This window comes from Pseudomonas sp. NPDC078416, from assembly GCF_050268485.1.
Classification (GTDB): Bacteria; Pseudomonadota; Gammaproteobacteria; order Pseudomonadales; family Pseudomonadaceae; genus Aquipseudomonas.
In genome coordinates this window covers 45,713-65,876 of the sequence record NZ_JBNNGV010000005.1, presented here as the reverse complement: position 1 = coordinate 65,876, position 20,164 = coordinate 45,713, and the positions used below count along the sequence as shown (strand labels likewise).

Genomic DNA, 20,164 nt, shown 5'->3' with positions numbered 1-20,164 from the left:
AATGAACGCTGCGCTGCCGTCCCGTCTGTCCATCGCTCTGCTGCTGACCGGCACCCTGTTGACGGGCTGCATGGTCGGCCCCGACTACCAGAAACCCAGTGCGCCGATCTCCGCCACCTTCAAGGAAGCCCAGGGCTGGAAAGCGGCGAGCCCGCAGGATGAGTTGCCCAAAGGGCCGTGGTGGGCGCTTTATCAGGACCCGCAACTGAACGCGCTGGTGTCTCAGGTGCAGCTCAATAACCAGAACGTCGCGGTCTACGCCGCGCAATACCAGCAGGCCCTGGCGCTGGTGCGTCAGTCCCGCGCCGAAGAATTCCCGACGTTGACCGGCACCGGGGCGAGCAGCCGCAGTGAGTCCGCCACCGGCTCGTCCTCCAGCGGGGCAGGGGGTGTGAGCAAGGTGCATTCGGCGACCCTGGACCTGAGTTGGGAGGCGGATATCTGGGGCAGACTGCGCCGCACCAACGAACAGGACCGCGCCAGCGCACAGGCCAGTGCGGCAGATCTGGCCAACGCCACCCTCAGCGCGCAATCGTCGCTGGCGCAGAATTACTTCCAGCTGCGCCTGCTGGACCGACGTATCACGCTGTACCGCGAGACCATTGCCGGCTACGAGCGCTATCTGCAAATCATCCAGAACAAGTACGACGAGCAGATCTCCTCGCGGGCCGATCTGGCGACGGGCAAAACCCAATTGCAGAGCGCCCAGGCCTCGATGCTCGACTTGCAGTGGCAGCGCGCCCAGTACGAGCACGCCATTGCGTTGCTGATGGGCAAACCGCCGGCGGACTTTGCCCTGGCCGCAGACCCGGCCTGGCAGTACCACGTGCCCGGCGTGCCGTTGGGCGTGCCCAGCCGCTTGCTGGAACGTCGTCCGGACATCGCCGCCGCCGAACGGCAAATGGCCGCAGCCAACGCCGCGGTCGGGGTGGCCACGGCGGCGTATTACCCGGACCTGACGTTGAGCGCCAGTGGCGGCTACCAGAGCTCAACCCTGAGCAACCTGTTCTCGCTGCCCAACCGATTCTGGTCGATCGGTCCGAGCCTGACCGGCACGATTCTCGATTTTGGCGCCACCCGCGCCAGCGTCGAACAGGCCCGGCATGCCTACGACGCCACAGTCGCGACGTATCGCCAGACGGTGCTGACCGGTCTGGGCGAAGTCGAGGATTACCTGGTCGAACTGCGCACCCTGGAGCCGGAGCTGGAAGCACGCCGCAACTCCGCGCAATCGGCGGAAGATTCGGCAGCGGTGAGTCGCGATCAGTACGAAGCCGGCGTCATCGACTACCTCGACGTCGCCACCACCCAGGCCACCAGCCTGAACGAGCGCCAGACCCTGCTTAACCTCGTGGCCACGCAGCTGATTACCAGTGTCCAGTTGCAGGCCGCGCTGGGTGGATCGTGGGTGACAGAGTGATTTCAGGCGGGTGCGTGCGCATGCATGTTGCGGTGTGGCGCCTGACGCTTTCCCGGCTAAAGCCGGTCCTACTGTCTGCACGCGGCGTTTTTGTGGGACCGGCTTCAGCCGGGAAGAGGGCCGGTGTGGACGCTATCAATAGCGCGGTTCACGGCCAATCTCACGGATCGCCGCACACCGTTTTTGCGCCAGCCGCTGAAATCCAGGCCAACGCAGAGCCACTGTAGGAGCGTGGCTTGTCCCGCGATCTGGCGCGCAGCGGCGGTGATCCGATGAATGCGGAGGGTCGGCAGCATTGGCGTCGCCAGGTTTAACGACTGCTTCGCAGCCGATCGCGGGACAAGCCACGCTCCTACAGATTTTGCGTCTTACCCTGAAATGTTGGCCGACGAAAAGCTGTTGTAGGAGCGCGCTTGCCCGCGAAATGGGTGGTACATCCGACGCATTTTTAACGTCTGTACCGACGCCTTCGCGGGCAAGCGCGCTCCTACACTGGATCTGCGCAGCACCCGGAATCTCGGGCGTACACACGCCTCAACTGAGTCGGGTCAGATACTTCGGGACGGGCTGCTCGGGCAGCACTGACAACACTTTCAGCCGCTGGAGCATCCGCTGACGGGCGCGGTTGAGGTGTTCCTTGAGGTTCAGCGCGGCGGCATCGAATGCGCCATGCAGCAGTAATTCGAGGATCAAGCGGTGTTCGGCCAGCATCGCTTCGTCGGGGCCGATGCCCAGCTGGCTGTAGAAAATCCGGCTGATGATCATGGGGCTCTGGCCCTGGCGGATCAGCGTCGCAATCTTGCGGTTGCTGATGCCGGCGAGGCAGTGGTGATGCAGGTCTTCTTCCAGTCGCTCGATGTCCGCCAGGCTGCACTGTGCACTGTTTTGCGCCGCTTCGACCCGGGCGAGCATGGCGGCCAGGTCGTCCCGGCTCAGGCTTGGCGCGGTCTGACGTAACGCCTCGGGCTCCAGACAGGCCCGCAGCTCGTAATCCTCGGTCACTTCCCGAGCGGTCAGCGGCCCGGCCAGCCATTGGGAGTAGGGTTCTTTCTCCACCAGCCCGCGATCACGCAGACGCATCAGCGCCTCGCGCACCACGGCCCGGCTGACGCCGTAGTGTTCGGCGGCGATTTGCTCGTCGAGTCGGTAATGACCGAACGCGATACAGGTCGATAACGCCGCGCCGATTTCCTCGAAAATCCGTTCGCCGAGGGGGCGCGTGTCGACCAGTTCTTCACTGCTATCGAGGCCGAGTTGATGATGGGTCAGGGCCAGGCGCATGGGCTGCACATCGACGCCGTTGGGGTTGACCAGATAACCGCGCCCATCGAATCGGCTGATCAGGCCTTCTTCATGGAGCAGGTCCAGCGCCCGGCGCACCGGCACCCGGCTGGTGCCGAACAGCTCTGCGAGCGGCGCTTCGAGCAGCACCAATCCTTCCACCACGTCACCGTTGACGATGGCATCGCGCAGGACCTGTCGGATCGTGGCGTAGCGGGACGCGGTGCGGGAATCCTCGGCGGACATCGATTTCATACACTTCTCGGAAGGGGGGCGGCGATTCTCGCACAAGACAGAGCGTCACTGCGGGACACGTCAGAACGCACGGTATTGGAGCCTTTGTTACTTTTTTGCACTAAGACGTACCTTTGCGTAAATATCCATTCCAGATGGCACGCGCTCGAGAATCTGGCCCTTCGATCCGTCGTCAAATCCCGTCAACGCATCTAGCCCGGTAATCCTGGCCTGGCGCCTTGCGCATCTATCGCTTCATGAATGAGCGCACGCCGACTCTGGCACGCTTTCTGCCTTCTATAAATGTACATTCTCCGAATATGTACATTAAAGGGTAGATGAAATGTCCAACGCCCGCTTCCCGGATCCGACACTCGCCGATGCGCTGGCAATGGCCGAAGCGTTCGCCAACGGAACGAACGACCCGGTGCAGGCCCTGGACGCGGTGCTGAACAAGGCCGCCGCAGTCGATGACGTGTTCATCTCTCTATCCACCCCCCGGGCACGACGCGAAGCAGAAGCCTCGGCGGCACGCTGGAAGGCCGGGCAACCGGCGAGCGCGCTGGACGGTGTGCCCATCGCCTGGAAAGACCTGTTCGACGTGGCCGGCAGCCCGACCACCGCAGGCGCTGCGCTGCGCCGTGAATATGCGCCGGCGCTGCTGGATGCGCAGAGCGTCGGCCTGCTGTCACGGGCCGGGATGGTCAGCGTCGGCAAAACCAACCTCAGTGAATTCGCCTACTCGGGCCTGGGCCTGAACCCCCATTTCGGCACGCCGCATAATCCCCTCGGGCATGACCAGCCGCGCATTCCGGGCGGCTCGTCGTCAGGCTCTGCGGTGGCGGTGGCAGCAGGGATCGTCCCGGTCGCCATGGGCACCGACACGGCCGGCTCGATCCGCATTCCGGCCGCCTTCAACGGCCTGGTGGGTTTTCGCAGCAGTTGCCGGCGCTACAGCCGCGACGGCGTCTTCCCCCTTGCGCACACCCTCGACAGCCTCGGCCCGCTGACCCGCAGCGTGCGCGATGCCGTGGCCATTGACGACATCCTGCGGGGTCGCACAAAGCCGACCGCTCTGCTGCCGCGCCCGTTGGCCGGTCAGCGGTTCCGGGTCGATCAGGCGGTTCTTGAGGACGACCGCGTCGAGCCCGCCGTGCGCGACAACCTGCTGCGCTGTGTGAGTGCGATGCAGGCCCAGGGCGCGCTGATCGAGGTGCGTCCTTCGCCGGCTTTTCAGGCCACGCTTGATCTGATCCAGCAGCAAGGCTGGATTGGCGCGGCAGAAGCCTTCGCCCTGCATCAGCCCTTGCTCGACAGCGATGCCGCCGCGCAACTTGACCCTCGCGTACGCCGCCGTCTTGAAGCGGCGCGGGCATTCCCGGCCAGCCACTTGATCAACCTCTACAGCGCCCGCGAGCGTCTTCAGCAACAGATGAGCGACGAACTCGATGGCGCCTTTCTGATCACCCCGAGCGTGGCCCATGTAGCGCCGCCGCTCGCCCCGTTGCTGAGCGACGATGACCTGTTCACCCGCACCAATCTCGCCACGTTGCGCCTGACCATGCCGGGCAGTCTGCTGGACATGCCGGGCGTGTCGCTGCCCAGCGGCTGCGACGCGCTTGGGCTGCCCACCGGCCTGCTGATCAGCGCGCCGAGCGGCGAAGACTCCCGTTTATTGCGCGCTGCACTGGCCGTTGAGGCCGCGCTGCGCACGTCCCGAAACGAAGAATCCGATAACTCCACTGGAGAACGATGATGGCTAAAGAAATCTTGTGCGCCTTCGGCGTCGACGTAGACGCCGTGGCAGGCTGGCTGGGCTCCTACGGTGGCGAGGATTCGCCGGATGACATTTCCCGTGGCCTGTTCGCGGGGGAGGTCGGTGCGCCGCGCCTGCTCAAGCTGTTCGAACGCTACGGCCTGCGCACCACCTGGTTTGTGCCCGGTCACTCAATGGAGACGTTTCCCGAGCAGATGAAGGCCGTGTTCGACGCCGGCCACGAGATCGGGGTGCACGGCTACAGCCACGAAAACCCGATCGCCATGACGCCGGAGCAGGAAGAAATCGTCCTCGACAAGTCCATCGAGCTGATCACGCAAATGACCGGCAAACGCCCGACCGGCTACGTCGCGCCGTGGTGGGAATTCAGCAAGGTCACCAACGAGCTGCTGCTCAAGAAGGGCATCAAGTACGACCACAGCCTGATGCACAACGACTTCCATCCGTACTACGTGCGCGTGGGGGACAGCTGGACCAAGATCGATTACACCCAGCACCCCGACACCTGGATGAAACCGCTGGTGCGCGGTCAGGAAACCGACCTGGTGGAGATCCCGGCCAACTGGTACCTCGATGACCTGCCGCCAATGATGTTCATCAAAAAGGCGCCCAACAGCCACGGCTTCGTCAACCCGCGGCATCTGGAAGAGATGTGGCGCGATCAGTTCGACTGGGTCTACCGCGAGCACGAGCACGCCGTGTTCACCATGACCATCCACCCGGACGTCTCCGGTCGCCCGCAAGTGCTGCTGATGCTGGAGCGTCTCATCGAGCACATCCAGAGCCACGCCGGCGTCAAGTTCGTCACCTTCGACGAGATCGCCGATGACTTCGTCCGCCGTAACCCTCGCCACAGCTGATTGCCCCTTCATTCCGAGGCGTGACCCATGTCCATCTACAACAAGCTTGATCTGACCGGCTGGAAACCCCGGCAACTGACGTCCGAAGAAGTGCGCTACGCCACCTGGATCGCCTTCTTCGCCTGGGTATTTGCGGTGTACGACTTCATCCTGTTCGGCACCTTGCTGCCGGAAATCGGCCGGCACTTTCAATGGGGCGAAGCGGAGCAGGCGGAGATCGCCACCTGGGCCGCGGTCGGCACGGCGGTCATCGCGCTGGCCATCGGGCCGTTGGTGGATCGTCTCGGCCGACGCATGGGCATCATTTTTACAGTGACCGGTTCCGCGATCTGCTCGGCGCTGACGGCGCTGGGCGGGTCATGGGGCAAGTCGCCGCTGATCCTGATCCGCTCCCTGAGCGGGCTGGGTTACGCCGAAGAAACCGTTAACGCCACGTACCTCAGCGAAATCTATGCGGCCTCGGAAGACCCGAGACTGGCCAAGCGCCGTGGCTTCATTTACAGCCTGGTGCAGGGCGGCTGGCCGGTCGGCGCGCTGATTGCCGCCGGATTGACCGCCGTGCTGTTGCCGATAATCGGCTGGCAAGGCTGCTTTGTCTTCGCGGCAATACCGGCGCTGGTGATTGCGTTCATGGCGCGCAAGCTCAAGGAGAGCCCGCAGTTCCAGATTCACCAGCGCATCACCCAATTGCGCAAGGCCGGCGACGCCGAGCAGGCCAAACACGTGGCGATGACCTACGGCGTCGATTACGAAGAGCACCGCACCGCCGGCATCGGCGCAGCGTTCCGGGGCACCTCGCGCCGGGCAACGCTGGTGATTGGCGCGGCGATCCTGCTCAACTGGGCGGCGATTCAGGTGTTCAGCGTGCTGGGCACTTCCGTGATCGTCAGCGTGCATCACATCTCCTTCGAGAACTCACTGATCATCCTGGTGCTGTCGAACCTGGTGGGCTACTGCGGTTACCTGAGCCACGGCTGGATGGGCGACAAGATCGGCCGGCGCAACGTCATCGGCCTGGGCTGGATGCTCGGCGGTCTGTCCTTCACCGGCATGCTCTTCGGCCCCAGCAACATGCCCACGGTGGTCGGCCTGTACAGCCTCGGGCTGTTCTTCCTGATTGGTCCGTATTCTGCGGCCCTGTTTTTCATCAGCGAAAGCTTCCCGACCAGCATCCGCGCCACCGGTGGCGCGATCATCCACGCGATGGGCCCGATTGGCGCCGTGGTCGCCGGGTTTGGTGCGACTTCGGTGTTGAGCGCCGGGGGCGACTGGCAGACCTCGGCGCTGTATTTCGGTGCCGTGCCGTGCTTTTTGTCCGGTGTACTGATGTTCGCCGCCCGCCACGTGCGCCCGGAAACGCTCAAATAAGGAACTGAACATGACTCGCAGAGTAGCGTTGATTACCGGGGCCGCCAGCGGGATCGGCCAGGCCCTGGCGGTGGCCTTCGCGCACAAGGGCGTCGCGGTGGTGGGCGGCTATTATCCAGCCGACCCCCATGACCCGGAGATCACCGCGCAGATGGTCGCCGACGCCGGAGGCGAATGCCTGATGGCCGAACTGGACGTGACCCGGACGGCGTCGGTGGATGCGCTGGCCGAGCAGGCGATCAGCCGCTTCGGCCGGATCGATTACGCCGTCGCCAATGCCGGCCTGCTGCGCCGCGCGCCGTTGCTGGAGATGACCGACGAACGCTGGAACGAGATGCTCGATGTCGACCTCACCGGCGTGATGCGCACCTTCCGCGCGGCGGCCCGGCACATGGACGAGGGCGGCGCCATGGTGGCCATTTCGTCGATTGCCGGGGGCGTCTATGGCTGGCAGGACCACTCGCACTACGCCGCCGCCAAAGCCGGTGTGCCAGGGTTGTGTCGCTCACTGGCGGTGGAACTGGCGCCCCGGGGGATTCGCTGCAACGCGGTGATTCCGGGTTTGATCGAGACGCCGCAATCGCTGGACAGCAAAAACTCACTGGGGTCGGAGGGCCTTGCCAAAGCGGCCCGTGCCATCCCGGCGGGCCGTGTCGGTCGGGCCGATGAAGTCGCCTCACTGGTGCGATTCCTGTGCAGCGAGGAATCCAGTTATCTCACCGGACAAAGCATCGTCATCGATGGCGGCTTGACCGTGCGTTGGCCGGAGTAGGGAGAGCAGATCTGCGCTGCTGTTGATTGCGCCACAAGCCGTAGACTGAAAGAGGAAACACGATGCAACTGGTCAATAAGCGCGCGGTGATCACCGGCGCAGGCAGCGGCATCGGCGCCGCCATTGCGCGGGCGTATGCCGAGGAGGGCGCGCGGCTGATCCTGGCCGACCGCGACGCCGTCACCCTGGCCAACACCGCCCAGCGCTGCCGCGAACGGGGCGCCGAGGTGGTCGAAAGCGTCGCCGATGTCGGCACCGTCGAGGGCGCCCAGGCCGGCGTCGATGCCTGCGTTCAGCACTTTGGCGGCATCGATATTCTGGTCAACAACGCCGGCATGCTCACCCAGGCCCGTTGTGTCGATCTGACCCTGGAGATGTGGAACGACATGCTGCGCGTCGACCTGACCAGCGTGTTCATCGCCAGTCAGCGCGCCTTGCCGCACATGCTGGCGCAGCGCTGGGGACGCATCATCAACGTCGCGTCGCAGTTGGGCATCAAGGGCGGCGCCGAGCTGACCCATTACGCGGCGGCCAAGGCCGGGGTGATCGGCTTTACCAAATCCCTCGCCCTGGAAGTGTCCAAGGACAACGTGCTGGTCAATGCCATCGCGCCGGGACCGATCGAAACGCCGCTGGTGGCCGGCATCAGCAGCGCGTGGAAAACCGCCAAGGCGGCCGAGCTGCCCTTGGGGCGCTTTGGTCTGGCGGAAGAAGTGGCGCCCGTCGCGGTGCTGCTGGCCAGCGAGCCGGGCGGCAATCTGTTCGTCGGCCAGACCCTGGGGCCGAATTCCGGCGATGTGATGCCTTGATTCCCGGAAACGAATAACACAGGAGCGAATAAGCATGTGTGGACTCTGCGGCCTGCTGGGCGAAGATGTGCACTGGAGCGATCCGCTGGGCGACGAATTACCCCGTCGCCGCGAACGCCTGCGCCGGATTGCCGCGATCAACAAAGTGGTGACGCCGTTTCGTTTGAAGGTCGAAGACTTTCAAGGCGTGTCCTACCTGCTGCTCGGCGCCACCGGCAAGCAGGAACTGGCCAGCGGCCTCGACCAATTGTGGCAACGGGCCGAGCAATTGATCGGGCGCCCGCTGGACCCACTGGATGAACGACTGCTGGACCATCTGGAGCAGCACCCATGAGCATCGCCCTGAACGTCATCACCGGTTTTCTCGGCAGCGGCAAGACCACCTTGCTCAAACGCCTGCTCCAGGGCGAAACCCTCGGCGACACGGCGCTGCTGATCAATGAGTTCGGCGACGTCGGCATCGATCACCTGCTGGTGGAAGAGGTAGCGCCGGACACCGTCCTGCTGCCCAGCGGCTGCGTCTGTTGCTCCATTCGCGGCGAATTGCGCGACGCGTTGACCGATTTGCTACAGCGCCGCGCAAAAGGTGAAGTGCCCGCGTTCCGACGCATTCTGCTGGAGACCACGGGGCTGGCCGACCCGGCGCCGATTCTGGCGACGATCAACAATGACCCGCACCTGCGCGGCCGGGTGCATATCGGGCTGGTGGTGACCGTGGTCGATGCCAGCCATGCCGCGCTGCAGGAACGCCTGCACCCGGAATGGATGGCCCAGGTCGCCGCTGCCGACCGGCTGCTGATCAGCAAAACCGACCTCGCCGATGACGAGGCGCTGCGAACGCTGCAGCGTCGTTTGCAGTCGATCAATCCTGCGCCGGTGCTGACAACGGATGCCATTCAGAGCGGCGATCAACTGCTGCTCGGTGACGGGCTGCACAGCCCTGATCCCGCGCAGGAGGTCGCCCGCTGGCAGCTGATGGGTGTTCGCTCGACCCCCGCGCGCCACGGCGAGGCCCAGGTCTGCTGCCTGACCTTCGAACGCCCGCTGGACTGGGTCGCCTTCGGGGTCTGGCTGTCCATGCTGCTAAGATGCCACGGCGAACGAATCCTGCGCGTCAAAGGACTGCTTAACGTGAACAACAGCCACGCCCCCGTCGTCATTCATGGTGTGCAGCATTGCCTGCACGCGCCGGTGCACCTGCCGCAATGGCCCGGCGACGATCATCGTTCGCGGCTGGTGTTTATCGTGCGCGGGCTGGACACCGCGCTGCTGCGCCGCTCGTTCGAGGTGTTCAGCGAACGCCTGGCGCCGTTGCCCCGGGAAGCGCTGGCATGACGGTGACGCTGCGGGTCCTGGGCACCTCGGTGACGCTGCTTGAATCCCTGCGGGTTCGCGCCGAAGAAGACCTCGGCATCAAGCTGGTCTATCAGGTGCATGACGTGCAGACCGCCCAGCGCATCGCGGTCATGCAGCCCGACAGTTACGACCTCTATGACCAGTGGTTCCACAACGTGGATTTCGTCTGGCCCGCGCGGGCCATCCAGCCCATCGACACGCGCCGTGTCGCTCTGTGGCACGAGATCAACGACCTCCCTAAACGCGGCAGGCTGTCGGCCAGTGACCGGCTCGGCAGCGGCAGCGTGCCCAGCGAGCGCCTGTTCGTGCAGCACGACGGCAGCCTCGGCAGCGCGGTGAGTGAACGGATCAGCATGTTGCCTTTAACCCACAACGCCGACAGTTTCGCCTATCGCCCCGAGCGCCTGCCCGCCGGCTTCAGTCCGGCAGACGAAAGCTGGGGCTGGCTGGTCGATCCGGCCTGGTGCGGGCGGGTGGCGCTGCAAAGTGACGCGGCCATCGGCGCGCTGGACGCCGCGCTCGCCGTGCAAGGCGCGGGGCTGGCGCAGTTTCGCGACATCGGCAACTTGAGCATCGAAGAGATCGACGTGCTGGCCGACATTCTCGTGCGCAAGCAGGGGCAGGGCATGTTCGGCGCGTTCTGGTCGGACGATGAAGAAGCGGCGGAGCTGATGTTGCACCCGACCATCGACATCCAGAGCTTGTGGTCGCCGACCCTGGTGCGCCTGCATCGCGCCGGCGTGAAATACCGCGTCGCCGTCCCGCGCGAGGGCTATCGCGGCTGGTTCGGCGGGTTGTCCCTGTCGCGCCATGCCAAGGGCGCGGTACTCGATGCGGCCTACGCGTATCTCAACTGGTGGCTGTCCGGCTGGCCCGGCGCGGTCATGGCCCGCCAGGGTTATTACATCGGCAACCCGGCCCGCAGCCGCGAACACCTGACAGCGGCCGAGTGGGATTACTGGTACGCGGGGTTGCCCGCCCGCGAACAACTGATGGGCAGCGACGGCTTGCCCCTGATCGACATCGGCGAAGTGCGCGATGGCGGCTCCTACGAGCAGCGCATGGGCCATATCGCGGTGTGGAATGCCGTGATGGACGAACACAACTACCTGGTGCGCCGCTGGGGGGATATCTCGCGGGCCGGCAGCAAAGGCTCCCGCAGGCAGTGAGGCGCTTGCGCAGGCGGTGAACCGGGGCTTTGCGGACCGCAGCACTGGCACGCTGACACTGTGGCAAGCCGACCGACTCACCGAGAAACACATTCACAAGTATCGATTAGTCATGGACTATAGGCGCCATTTGGCGCGCTCCTCATGGGGCCAGCGCTCGTAGCTTCAGGATCCTGTGAATGAACATCAAGATTGACGCGCTGATCGCCCGCAAGATCGGCTTCGCCTCCCACCAGAATGCCGTTCCCCTCGTGCGCGAATTGAGCCTCTGGAACCAGGAAGACACCACCCTTGAAAACCTGGTACTGACCTTAAGCACTGACCCTGACTTCGTTGAAAGCCGAAGCTGGAACATTGACCGCATCCATCCCGGTGATCGCCTCAGCATTTCTGATCGCGACATCAAACTGAACGCCGGTTACCTGTCCGGCCTGACGGAAAGCCTGAACGCCGACGTGGTGATGCGCGTGTCCCAGGGCGAGGCTGTGCTCGTCGAGCAGCGCTTCCCCACCGAACTGCTCGCCCGCACCGAATGGGGCGGGTTGAGCGCGATGCCGGAGTTGCTCGCCGCGTTCTGCATGCCCAACGACCCCGCAGTGGACCGGGTGCTCAAAGCCGCCTCGCAGGTCCTGCGCCGTGCCGGCAAGAAGGACGGCATCGACGGCTACGAAAGCAAATCCCGCACCCGCACCTGGGAGCTGGCTTCCGCCATCTGGTCGGGGGTGTGCAGCTTTCAACTGAGCTATGCGTTGCCGCCTGCCAGTTTCGAGCAGCAGGGACAGAAAATCCGAACGCCGAGTGTGGTGCTGGAAAACGGCGTGGCGACCTGCCTCGACACCGCGTTGCTGTTCGCGGCTGCGCTGGAACAGGCCGGGTTGAATGCGTTGCTGGTCATGACCAAGGGCCATGCGTTCGCTGGCGTCTGGTTGCAGCCTCAGGAATTTTCCCAGTTGCTGACCGATGAAGCGTCGGCCGTGCGCAAGCGTCTCGATTTGAAAGAAATGCTGGTCTTCGAGACAACCCTCGCGACCCAGGCGCCGGCGCCGAGTTTTTCCCGGGCGGTGGCCGCCGCCGAGCGGGAACTCGACGATGAGCAGTTCATCATGGCTATCGACCTGCACCGCGCCCGGATGCAGAAGATTCGTCCGATGGCGCTGGTATCAGCCGTCCCGGTCGATGGCGCCGACGATGCTCCGCCCGTGATTGAGGGGCTGGAGGAAGCGCCGTCGCTGCCGGGGTTCGATGTCGAGATCAATGAAGACGCCTCGGGCCCGGCCGGAAAACTCACCCTGTGGCAACGCAAACTGCTCGATCTGACCACGCGCAATCGTCTGCTGCATTTGCCGGACAGCGCCAAAGGGGTGCGTCTGCTGTGCCCCGATCCGGCGGCCCTTGAAGACCTGCTCTCCAGCGGTCAGCGCATCCGCGTGGTGGCCGTCCCCGATCTGAAAAGCAGCGGCCGTGATGAGGCCTTGTATGAACAGCAGAACAACGAAAGCCTGGTCGACGAAGTGGCCCGTCAGGCACTGGCGCGCGGCGAAGTCCTGGCCAGTCTGGAGAAGGTCAAGCTGGAAGCCACGCTGATCGACCTGTTCCGCAAGGCCCGCAGCGATCTGGAGGAAGGCGGGGCCAACACGCTGTTCCTGGCCATCGGCTTCCTGAAGTGGAAGAAAAGCGCCGACGACCCGAAAACCTATTCCGCGCCGCTGATTCTGTTGCCGGTCAAGCTTGAACGTAAAAGCGCCTTGTCCGGGGTCACGCTGAGCCTGCTCGACGAAGAACCGCGTTTCAACCTGACCTTGCTTGAGCTGCTGCGGCACGATTTCGAGCTGATGATTCCCGGGCTGGACGGTGAGCTGCCCAGCGATGGAAGTGGCATTGATGTGGCCGGCATCTGGAACAGCGTGCGCCGGGCCGTGCGCGATGTCCCCGGCTTCGAGGTGAGCACCGAGCTGGTGCTGGGGACCTTCTCGTTTGCCAAATACCTGATGTGGAAAGACCTGAATGCCAACGCGGCGCAGCTGCTGCAAAGCCCTCTGGTCAAGCATCTGCTGGACCCCGACGCAGCAGGTGAGGGATTTTCCGGTTCCGCCGAATTCCCCCGGCCCGAGCGTCTGGATGCGACCGTCACGCCGGCTCAGCTCTTTGCACCCTTGCCGGCCGACTCTTCGCAATTGGCAGCGGTGGTGGCGTCGGCCAACACCCATAGCTTCGTCATGGACGGCCCGCCCGGCACCGGCAAGTCGCAGACCATCGCCAACATGATTGCCCACAACCTGGCCCTTGGCCGGCGTGTGCTGTTCGTGGCCGAGAAGCGCGCCGCCCTTGACGTGGTGTTTCGTCGCCTGGCCGAAAAGGGGCTGGGCGATTTCTGTCTGGAGCTGCATTCCAGCAAGACGTCGAAGGTCGAAGTCCTCAAGCAGCTGGACCGCGCCTGGGACGTGAGTGAGGCGTTGAGCGCCGAGGAATGGGAGCGTGAAGCCGCTCGGTTGCAGACGCTGCGTTCACGGCTCAATCAACTGGTCGACGTGCTGCACCGCCGCTGGACTAACGGCCTGACCCTGCACCAGTCGATCGGTCGGGTGGTTCGCGACCACAGCCCGCAGACGCCAAGACTGGGTTGGGATACGGGCACTGAACACGATGGGGCCGAGTACGCCGGGTTGCTGGATCTCGCCCGTCGCCTCGGGCTCAACGGCAGCGCCGCTCGCGAGCTGTCAGGCAAATTCGGCGCCCTGGCGCAGACCCAATGGTCGAACGCCTGGCAGGCACAGATGGCCAGCGCCGCACGGGAAGTGCCCGAAGCGCTCGATGCATTGAATGCCGCCAGCGAACGGCTGCTGGCACTGAGCCACGTGCCGTTGCCGGTGGCGGAAGTGAAAGAGGTTCAGCAGCTGCATGATCTCGCGGCACTGATTATTGAATCCCATGGGCTGAACCTGTCCTTTGCCTTTGCACCCGATGCTGCCGCGCGCATCGAAGCAGCCCGGCGCAGTTGCCAGTTGCTCGAGAGCTATCGGGAGCTTGAAGAAACCCTGTCACTGGATTACGCCGATGAAGCGTGCCGTCGTGTACCGGTCGCGCAACTGCGCACTGAGTGGCACGAAGCCGAGGGCAAGTTCTGGTTCCTGGCGACCCTGGCCAAGAAAAAGGTGGCGAAGAACCTCGCCTTCCTGGGCGGCGCAGCGGGCCTGCCGGACACCGTGGGCGACCTCGCCATTTTTGAGCGCCTTAAGGCTCAGCTCGTGGAGCTGGATAGGTTGGCCAGCGACATGCTGTCGATCCCTGGCTGGCAAGGACTGAACAGCGATCCGGTGCGCACGCTGCAGGCCGTGACCCTGGCCGAGCATTTGCGCAAAACGCTGATCGGGATGGCCGAATCCCCCGAACACCTGGTTGCGTTGCGCGGCGCCGTTGCGCGTCTGGTGATCGACGCGAACGACATGCTGGCGCCGAGTGGGCAACTCGCTAGCGCCTGCTCGACCTTGCAGCAGACTTTGTCCCGCGTTGAGGCGGCCGTGCGCGTTTTCACCGGGCTGGCGGCTACAAACACTGAAATGCCCCTGAGCGTGGCGACGCTTCGGGCGACGTCACTCGCCATCCAGCAGCAGGAAGAGCAGCTCAAGGCGTGGTGCGACTGGTGCCGGGTGCGCGAACAGGCGAGCGAGGCTGGCCTGGCGAATCTGGCCCGGGGGCTGGAAGCCGGCAGCCTGTTGCCGTCTGCCAGCGAGGAGACCTTCGTCACGGCCTATGCCCACTGGTTCGCGACCCAGGGCATCGACGGCGAACCGTTGCTGCGCAATTTCGTCGCGGCCGAGCACATGAGTGACATCGGCGCCTTCGTGCGCCTGGACGACGAGCTGGCGAAACTGACCGTGCGCTATATCCGCGCCAAACTCTGCGGCTTGATCCCGTCCAAGAATGACATTCCCAAGAGCAGCGGCTTTGCCATTCTCAAGCATGAATTGCAGAAGTCGCGCCGGCACAAACCGGTCCGGCAGCTGGCGATCGAGATGGGTGATGCGCTGAATCGCCTGGCGCCGTGCATGCTCATGAGCCCGTTGTCGATTGCGCAGTTCCTGCCCGCCGATCAGCCGCCGTTCGATCTGGTGATTTTCGACGAGGCGTCGCAGATCGCGCCGTGGGACGCCATCGGTTCGATTGCCCGGGGCAAGCAGGTGATTATCGCCGGCGACCCTCGGCAGATGCCTCCGACCAACTTCTTCAGCCGTGGCCCGAATGCCGGCGACGACGACACCGCCGAAGACATGGAAAGCATCCTCGACGAATGCCTGGGGGCAGGGGTGCCGAGCCACAGTCTGAGCTGGCACTACCGCAGTCGCCATGAAAGCCTGATTGCCTTCTCCAACCACCGTTACTACGACAGCAACCTGATCACTTTCCCGGCGGCGGAAACCCGCGCCAGTGCGGTCGAGTGGCGCAAGGTCGAGGGCGTGTACGCGAAAGGCAAGGGGCGTTACAACCAGGCCGAAGCCCAAGCCATCGTCAATGAAACCGTCAAGCGCCTTACCGACCCTGCGTTCGTGGCGGCGGGGTATTCCATCGGCATCATCACCCTCAACTCCGATCAGCAGAAGCTGATCAACGACCTGCTGGACGCGGCCCGCAAGCAATACCCGCAGATCGAGCCGTTCTTCCAGGACACCCAGACCGAGCCGGTGGTGGTCAAAAACCTGGAAACGGTCCAGGGCGACGAGCGTGACCTGATCATGCTCGGCATTGGTTATGGCCCCACCGAACCCGGTGCGCCGGTGATGTCGATGAACTTCGGGCCGCTCAACAAGGACGGCGGATGGCGCCGGCTCAACGTCGCCATCACCCGGTCGCGGCGAGAAATGCTGGTGTTCACCTCGTTCGATCCGTCGATGATTGACCTCAACCGCACCAACGCGCGGGCCGTGCGCGATCTGAAGCACTTCATCGAGTTCGCCCAGCGCGGGCCGAAGGCGCTGGCCGAGGCGGTTCAAGGCTCGGTGGGCGGTTACGACTCGCCGTTCGAGGAGGCCGTCGCCGAAGGGCTGAGGCGTCTGGGCTGGCAGGTCGTCCCGCAGATCGGCGTGTCACGTTTCCGCATTGATCTGGGCATCGTTCACCCGGATCGCCCGGGCGATTACCTGGCGGGGGTTGAGTGCGACGGCGCCACCTATCACAGCGCGGCCACTGCGCGGGACCGGGACAAGGTGCGCGGGGCGATTCTCAGTGGCCTGGGCTGGAACCTGCTGAGGCTGTGGTCCACCGACTGGTGGGTGGATAAACAGGGGGCCTTGCAAAAGCTGCATGTCGCGCTGAACGATCTGCTGGATCAATCACGACGGGACATCGCTGCCGGAAGGGCCGAAGAGGCCGTCGCCGCGCCGCTCCTGGTCGACTTCGCAGGGTTGCCGGAACCTGAAGCTGCGGCTGAGGACGAGGTGAATGAGACCCCGATGGGTTAGGTTGACCCGCTGGCCCAGCCTGAGCAGACCTTGTTGTACTTGCTTGATGCTGCCGACGAGTCGAGGTGACAGAGGCGCCTGATCGTCAGCATCTCACTGACCGCACGCGGTGTTTTAGTGGGACCGGCTTTAGCCGGGAACAGGCGCGTGCAAGCGCCATCACTTTTGCGGCGTGGCGTCTGACGCTTTCCCGGCTAAAGCCGGTCCTGCATTCGAGTCCACGCTCAATCCCACTGACCGCACGCGGTGTTTTAGTGGGACCGGCTTTAGCCGGGAAGAGGCCCGTGCAAGCGCCATCACTTTTGCGGCGTGGCGCCTGACGCCTTCCCGGCTAAAGCCGGTCCCACAGGGTTGCCTCAGCCGCGGTTTATGCAGGGGGCCTGGCTTCGTCCGCCGGATTAAAGGTCGGTGATCTCTTTGTGGCGCGGTACCAACGTCTTCATCACACTCCACGCCACCAAGTAGGCGAGGGCGCAGATCGCGAACATGATCATGTAGCCGGTGTGAATGTCGTTGATCGACTTGTAGTAGTCGAACACCCAGCCGCCGATCTTGGTCATGACCACGCCGCCCAGGCCGCCCGCCATGCCACCGATGCCGACCACAGACGCCACGGTTTTCTGCGGAAACATGTCGGAGACGGTGGTGAAGATGTTGCAGGACCACGCCTGGTGCGCGGACGCGCCGACACCGATCAACAGCACGGGCACCCAAAAGCTGATATAGCCGAACGGTTGCGCCAGCAGCACCACCAGCGGGAACAGCGCGATCACCAGCATGGCTTTCATCCGGCCGTCATACGGCTTGTCACCGCGCGCCATGAAGTAGCTCGGGAACCAGCCCCCGCCAATGCTGCCGACCATGGTCATGCTGTACAGCACGAACAACGGCAGCACGATGGCCTGGCCTTTCATCCCGTACTGCGCCGACAGGTAGGTGGGCAGCCAGAACAGGAAAAACCACCACACGCCGTCGGTCATGAACTTGCCGAACGCGAACGCCCATGTCTGGCGATAGGTGAGCAATTTGAACCAGGACACCTTAGTGGCAGGCACGCCAGGCAGCGGGGTCGCCTTGACTGGCTCGACCTCATCGCTGCGGATGTAGGCCAGTTCCTCGGCCGTCAGGCGCTTTTGCTGACCCGGCTTTTCATACAGCGAAATCCACACGCCCAGCCAGATGAAACCCAGCAGGCCGACCACGATGAACGCTGATTCCCAGCCCCAGAATGCCGCGATGAGTGGCACGCAAATGGGCGCCGTGATTGCGCCAACGTTGGCGCCGGAATTGAAGATGCCGGTGGCGAACGAGCGTTCTTTTTTCGGGAAATATTCGGCGACCGCTTTGATTGCAATCGGAAAGTTACCGGCCTCGCCAACCGCCAGCACGGCCCGCGCTAACATGAAGCCTGCAATCGACACCGGAAGGGCGGCGAACCCGAGGGCGGTGGTGATCGCGCCAATGCCTTGTCCCAGTGGCACCGCAAACGCATGCAACACCGCGCCGGTGGACCAGACACTGATGGCCACCACGAAAGCGGTCTTGGTGCCAATCCTGTCGACCAGCCGCCCGGCGAAAATCATCGAGATGGCATAGACAAACTGAAACACCGAGGCGATGTTGGCATAGTCGGTGTTGCTCCAGCCAAACGTCGTGGACAGCTCCGGCGCCAGCAGGCTGAGCACCTGACGGTCCAGGTAATTGACCGTGGTTGCGAAAAACAGCAACGCGCAGATCGTCCAGCGGTATTTGCCGACGGACCGGGTGGCCGCCTGGGTAATGCTCTGTGGGTGGGTAGACTCGTTCGGGATCATGGCATCACTTTTTATTATTGGAGGGATGGATCGTCTGTCGTCGTACAACGCTGTAGGTATAGTGAGCGTTTCAGCAGGCTGTCAATGTTTGGAAGCGAAGCAATTCCCTCCCATGCCTCCTTACGCTTCAGATGTCATCCCGGTAATGCGCTGCCCTCTCGCAGAAACAGCGGGGTGCGATGGGCGCGATGGACCATCACGGTAGCCAGGCAATGGCTGGATTAGATCTGTATCTGTCGAAAACCCTCTTGACGGGCATGACCACGCAGAGCGTGGTAGCGGACGCGTGTTAACAGGGGGACCGACTCTAGCCGGGAAGAGGCCCTACTGCGCACCGGAAGTTAACGACAGCTCCGTATTGCCAGTCTCCCAGCCGCCGCCCAGCGCCCGGAAGGTCGCGACCGCCGCGCGGGCGTCGTTGGCGTTGAGCTGGGCCATCTGATCGCGGGCGCGAAGCAGTTCGCTGTCTTCGTCGAGGACTTCGATCAGGCTCACGGCGCCGCCTTGATAGGCTTCACTCGCCGCCTGCCGGGCGGCCTGACGCGCGGAGATTTCCAGCGCCAGATCCTGCCGCTGGCTTTCCAGCTGAACCAGGGTCACCACCGCGTTCTCGACGTCTTCGCTGGCGCGCAGCATGGACTGCCGGTATTCGGCCAGGGCCTGGGCATTGGCGCCTTTGGCCTGGGCAACCTCGGCATCGACGCGGCCGAAATCAAACAGCCGCCAGTGCAAACCGAGCATGGCCTGGGGCTGAAACGCTTGATCGGTCAACAGCGAACCGCCGTGCAAACTGTTGAAACCCAGCAGGCCACCGAGGGAAAGCTTGGGATAGAACTCGGCCGTGGCCTGGCCGATGCGTTCGTTGCTGGCGGCCAATCGGCGTTCGGCAGCGATCACGTCCGGGCGCCGACGCAGCATCTGGCTGGGGGCAATGTCGGCCGGGATCTGCGGCACCTTGTAGCTGTCGTCCTGGGGCGTGTTGCCGGCGAGGTCCCGTGCATAAGTGCCAGGGGCGGCACCCATCAGCACATCGAGGCGGTTCAATTGCACAGCGAGTTCGGTGCGCAGCGGTGGCAGCGTCGTTTTCGCCTGCTGCAACACCGCTCGCGCCTGGGACGCTTCGCGCTGGGTGCCAATGCCTTGACCGAGGCGCTTGTCGACCAGACCGAGCAGGTCGGTCTGGTTGCCGATCTGTTGCTCTGCCACGCGAATCCGCTGCTGGGCGCCACGGATGCGCAGATAGGCATCCGCCGCTTCCGCCGCGACCGACACCCGCACGCTGGCCTGACTGGCCTGCGCCGCCTGGGCATCTTCCAGCGCCGCGCGTTCGCCGCGCTTCAGCCCGCCGGCAAGGTCCAGTTCCCAACTGGCGCCGGCGCCTATCGTGCTCAGGGTCTGGCTACGGTCGTAGCCGGGCTGATGACTGGCCAACTGGCCCTGGGGGCTTTCCAGCGACTGACGCTGCCGCACGACCTGGCCGTCCAGGCTGCCTTGGGGCAGGCGGATGGCGCCGGCCTGCGCTGCCACGGCCTGGGCTTGATCGACCCGGGCCATGGCGGCGGCGAGGTCGAGATTTTGCGCCAGCACCGTCTGGATCAGCCGCGTCAGCTGCGGATCGTCGAACCCCAGCCACCATTTTTCCAGGGCCGGCGCCGGGCGCCTGCCGTCGCGATGCTGCAAGGCATCCTGGGCCATGAACTGTGCCGCTGCCTGATCCTCGGGCCGTTGATAGTCAGGGCCGACGGCGCAACCGGTCTGCACCAGGGCCAGGGCCAGGGCGAGAGTGAGCGCCGCGAGGGGAAACCGCATGACGGGGAGCAAGGTGTTCATCGAAAAATCCTCGAATGT

Annotated in this window: 13 protein-coding genes; 10 read left to right on the top strand and 3 right to left on the bottom strand. The window is 64.2% G+C overall.

Going from position 1 to position 20,164, the window contains the following annotated elements:
• Nucleotide 1: 1 nt before the first annotated feature.
• Entirely contained in the window at nucleotides 2-1,420 is a 1,419-nt protein-coding gene (locus tag ACQKEN_RS08110; RefSeq protein ID WP_427684967.1) for an efflux transporter outer membrane subunit, read from the top strand.
• A gap of 534 nt (nucleotides 1,421-1,954) precedes the next feature.
• Here ACQKEN_RS08110 and ACQKEN_RS08105 read toward each other — a convergent pair.
• Complete coding sequence (locus tag ACQKEN_RS08105) at nucleotides 1,955-2,956, bottom strand: GntR family transcriptional regulator (RefSeq protein ID WP_427684965.1); 1,002 nt, start codon at nucleotides 2,954-2,956, stop codon at nucleotides 1,955-1,957.
• 322 nt (nucleotides 2,957-3,278) lie between these two features.
• Here ACQKEN_RS08105 and ACQKEN_RS08100 point away from each other — a divergent pair, with 322 nt between their 5' ends.
• The 9 genes from ACQKEN_RS08100 to ACQKEN_RS08060 all read left to right on the top strand — a co-directional run bounded on the left by ACQKEN_RS08100 (nucleotide 3,279) and on the right by ACQKEN_RS08060 (nucleotide 16,502).
• Nucleotides 3,279-4,691, top strand: coding sequence for an amidase (locus tag ACQKEN_RS08100; RefSeq protein WP_427684964.1), 1,413 nt, complete (start codon nucleotides 3,279-3,281; stop codon nucleotides 4,689-4,691).
• The gene (locus ACQKEN_RS08095; protein ID WP_065988813.1) at nucleotides 4,691-5,572 is read left to right on the top strand and encodes a polysaccharide deacetylase family protein; all 882 of its coding nucleotides are present in this window, start codon (nucleotides 4,691-4,693) and stop codon (nucleotides 5,570-5,572) included. Before ACQKEN_RS08100 ends, ACQKEN_RS08095 begins: the two co-directional genes overlap by 1 nt.
• Nucleotides 5,573-5,599: 27 nt before the next feature.
• Nucleotides 5,600-6,940: an MFS transporter gene (locus ACQKEN_RS08090; protein WP_427684961.1), complete on the top strand. Its 1,341-nt coding sequence runs from the start codon at nucleotides 5,600-5,602 to the stop codon at nucleotides 6,938-6,940.
• 10 nt (nucleotides 6,941-6,950) lie between these two features.
• A complete protein-coding gene (locus ACQKEN_RS08085) occupies nucleotides 6,951-7,712 on the top strand; it encodes an SDR family NAD(P)-dependent oxidoreductase (RefSeq protein WP_427684960.1) in 762 nt (253 codons plus the stop codon).
• A 62-nt stretch (nucleotides 7,713-7,774) separates the two neighbouring features.
• Nucleotides 7,775-8,521, top strand: a complete 747-nt coding sequence (locus tag ACQKEN_RS08080) for an SDR family NAD(P)-dependent oxidoreductase (RefSeq protein WP_427684958.1) — start codon at nucleotides 7,775-7,777, stop codon at nucleotides 8,519-8,521.
• Between the two features lie 34 nt (nucleotides 8,522-8,555).
• Nucleotides 8,556-8,855 (top strand): hypothetical protein, encoded by a 300-nt coding sequence (locus tag ACQKEN_RS08075; RefSeq protein ID WP_427684956.1) that lies wholly within the window; start codon nucleotides 8,556-8,558, stop codon nucleotides 8,853-8,855.
• Nucleotides 8,852-9,856, top strand: coding sequence for a CobW family GTP-binding protein (locus tag ACQKEN_RS08070; RefSeq protein WP_427684954.1), 1,005 nt, complete (start codon nucleotides 8,852-8,854; stop codon nucleotides 9,854-9,856). Before ACQKEN_RS08075 ends, ACQKEN_RS08070 begins: the two co-directional genes overlap by 4 nt.
• Nucleotides 9,853-11,046: an ABC transporter substrate-binding protein gene (locus ACQKEN_RS08065; RefSeq protein WP_427684953.1), complete on the top strand. Its 1,194-nt coding sequence runs from the start codon at nucleotides 9,853-9,855 to the stop codon at nucleotides 11,044-11,046. Before ACQKEN_RS08070 ends, ACQKEN_RS08065 begins: the two co-directional genes overlap by 4 nt.
• A 179-nt stretch (nucleotides 11,047-11,225) precedes the next feature.
• Nucleotides 11,226-16,502 carry a DUF4011 domain-containing protein gene (locus ACQKEN_RS08060; protein WP_427684951.1) on the top strand — a complete coding sequence of 1,759 codons (5,277 nt, stop codon included), beginning with the start codon at nucleotides 11,226-11,228 and terminating at the stop codon, nucleotides 16,500-16,502.
• 398 nt (nucleotides 16,503-16,900) lie between these two features.
• Here the strand turns inward: ACQKEN_RS08060 and ACQKEN_RS08055 are convergent, their stop codons facing one another.
• Both ACQKEN_RS08055 and ACQKEN_RS08050 read right to left on the bottom strand, forming a co-directional pair.
• Nucleotides 16,901-18,316 (bottom strand): MFS transporter, encoded by a 1,416-nt coding sequence (locus tag ACQKEN_RS08055; RefSeq protein ID WP_427684949.1) that lies wholly within the window; start codon nucleotides 18,314-18,316, stop codon nucleotides 16,901-16,903.
• A gap of 324 nt (nucleotides 18,317-18,640) precedes the next feature.
• Nucleotides 18,641-20,146, bottom strand: a complete 1,506-nt coding sequence (locus tag ACQKEN_RS08050; protein ID WP_427684947.1) for an efflux transporter outer membrane subunit — start codon at nucleotides 20,144-20,146, stop codon at nucleotides 18,641-18,643.
• Nucleotides 20,147-20,164: the final 18 nt, after the last annotated feature.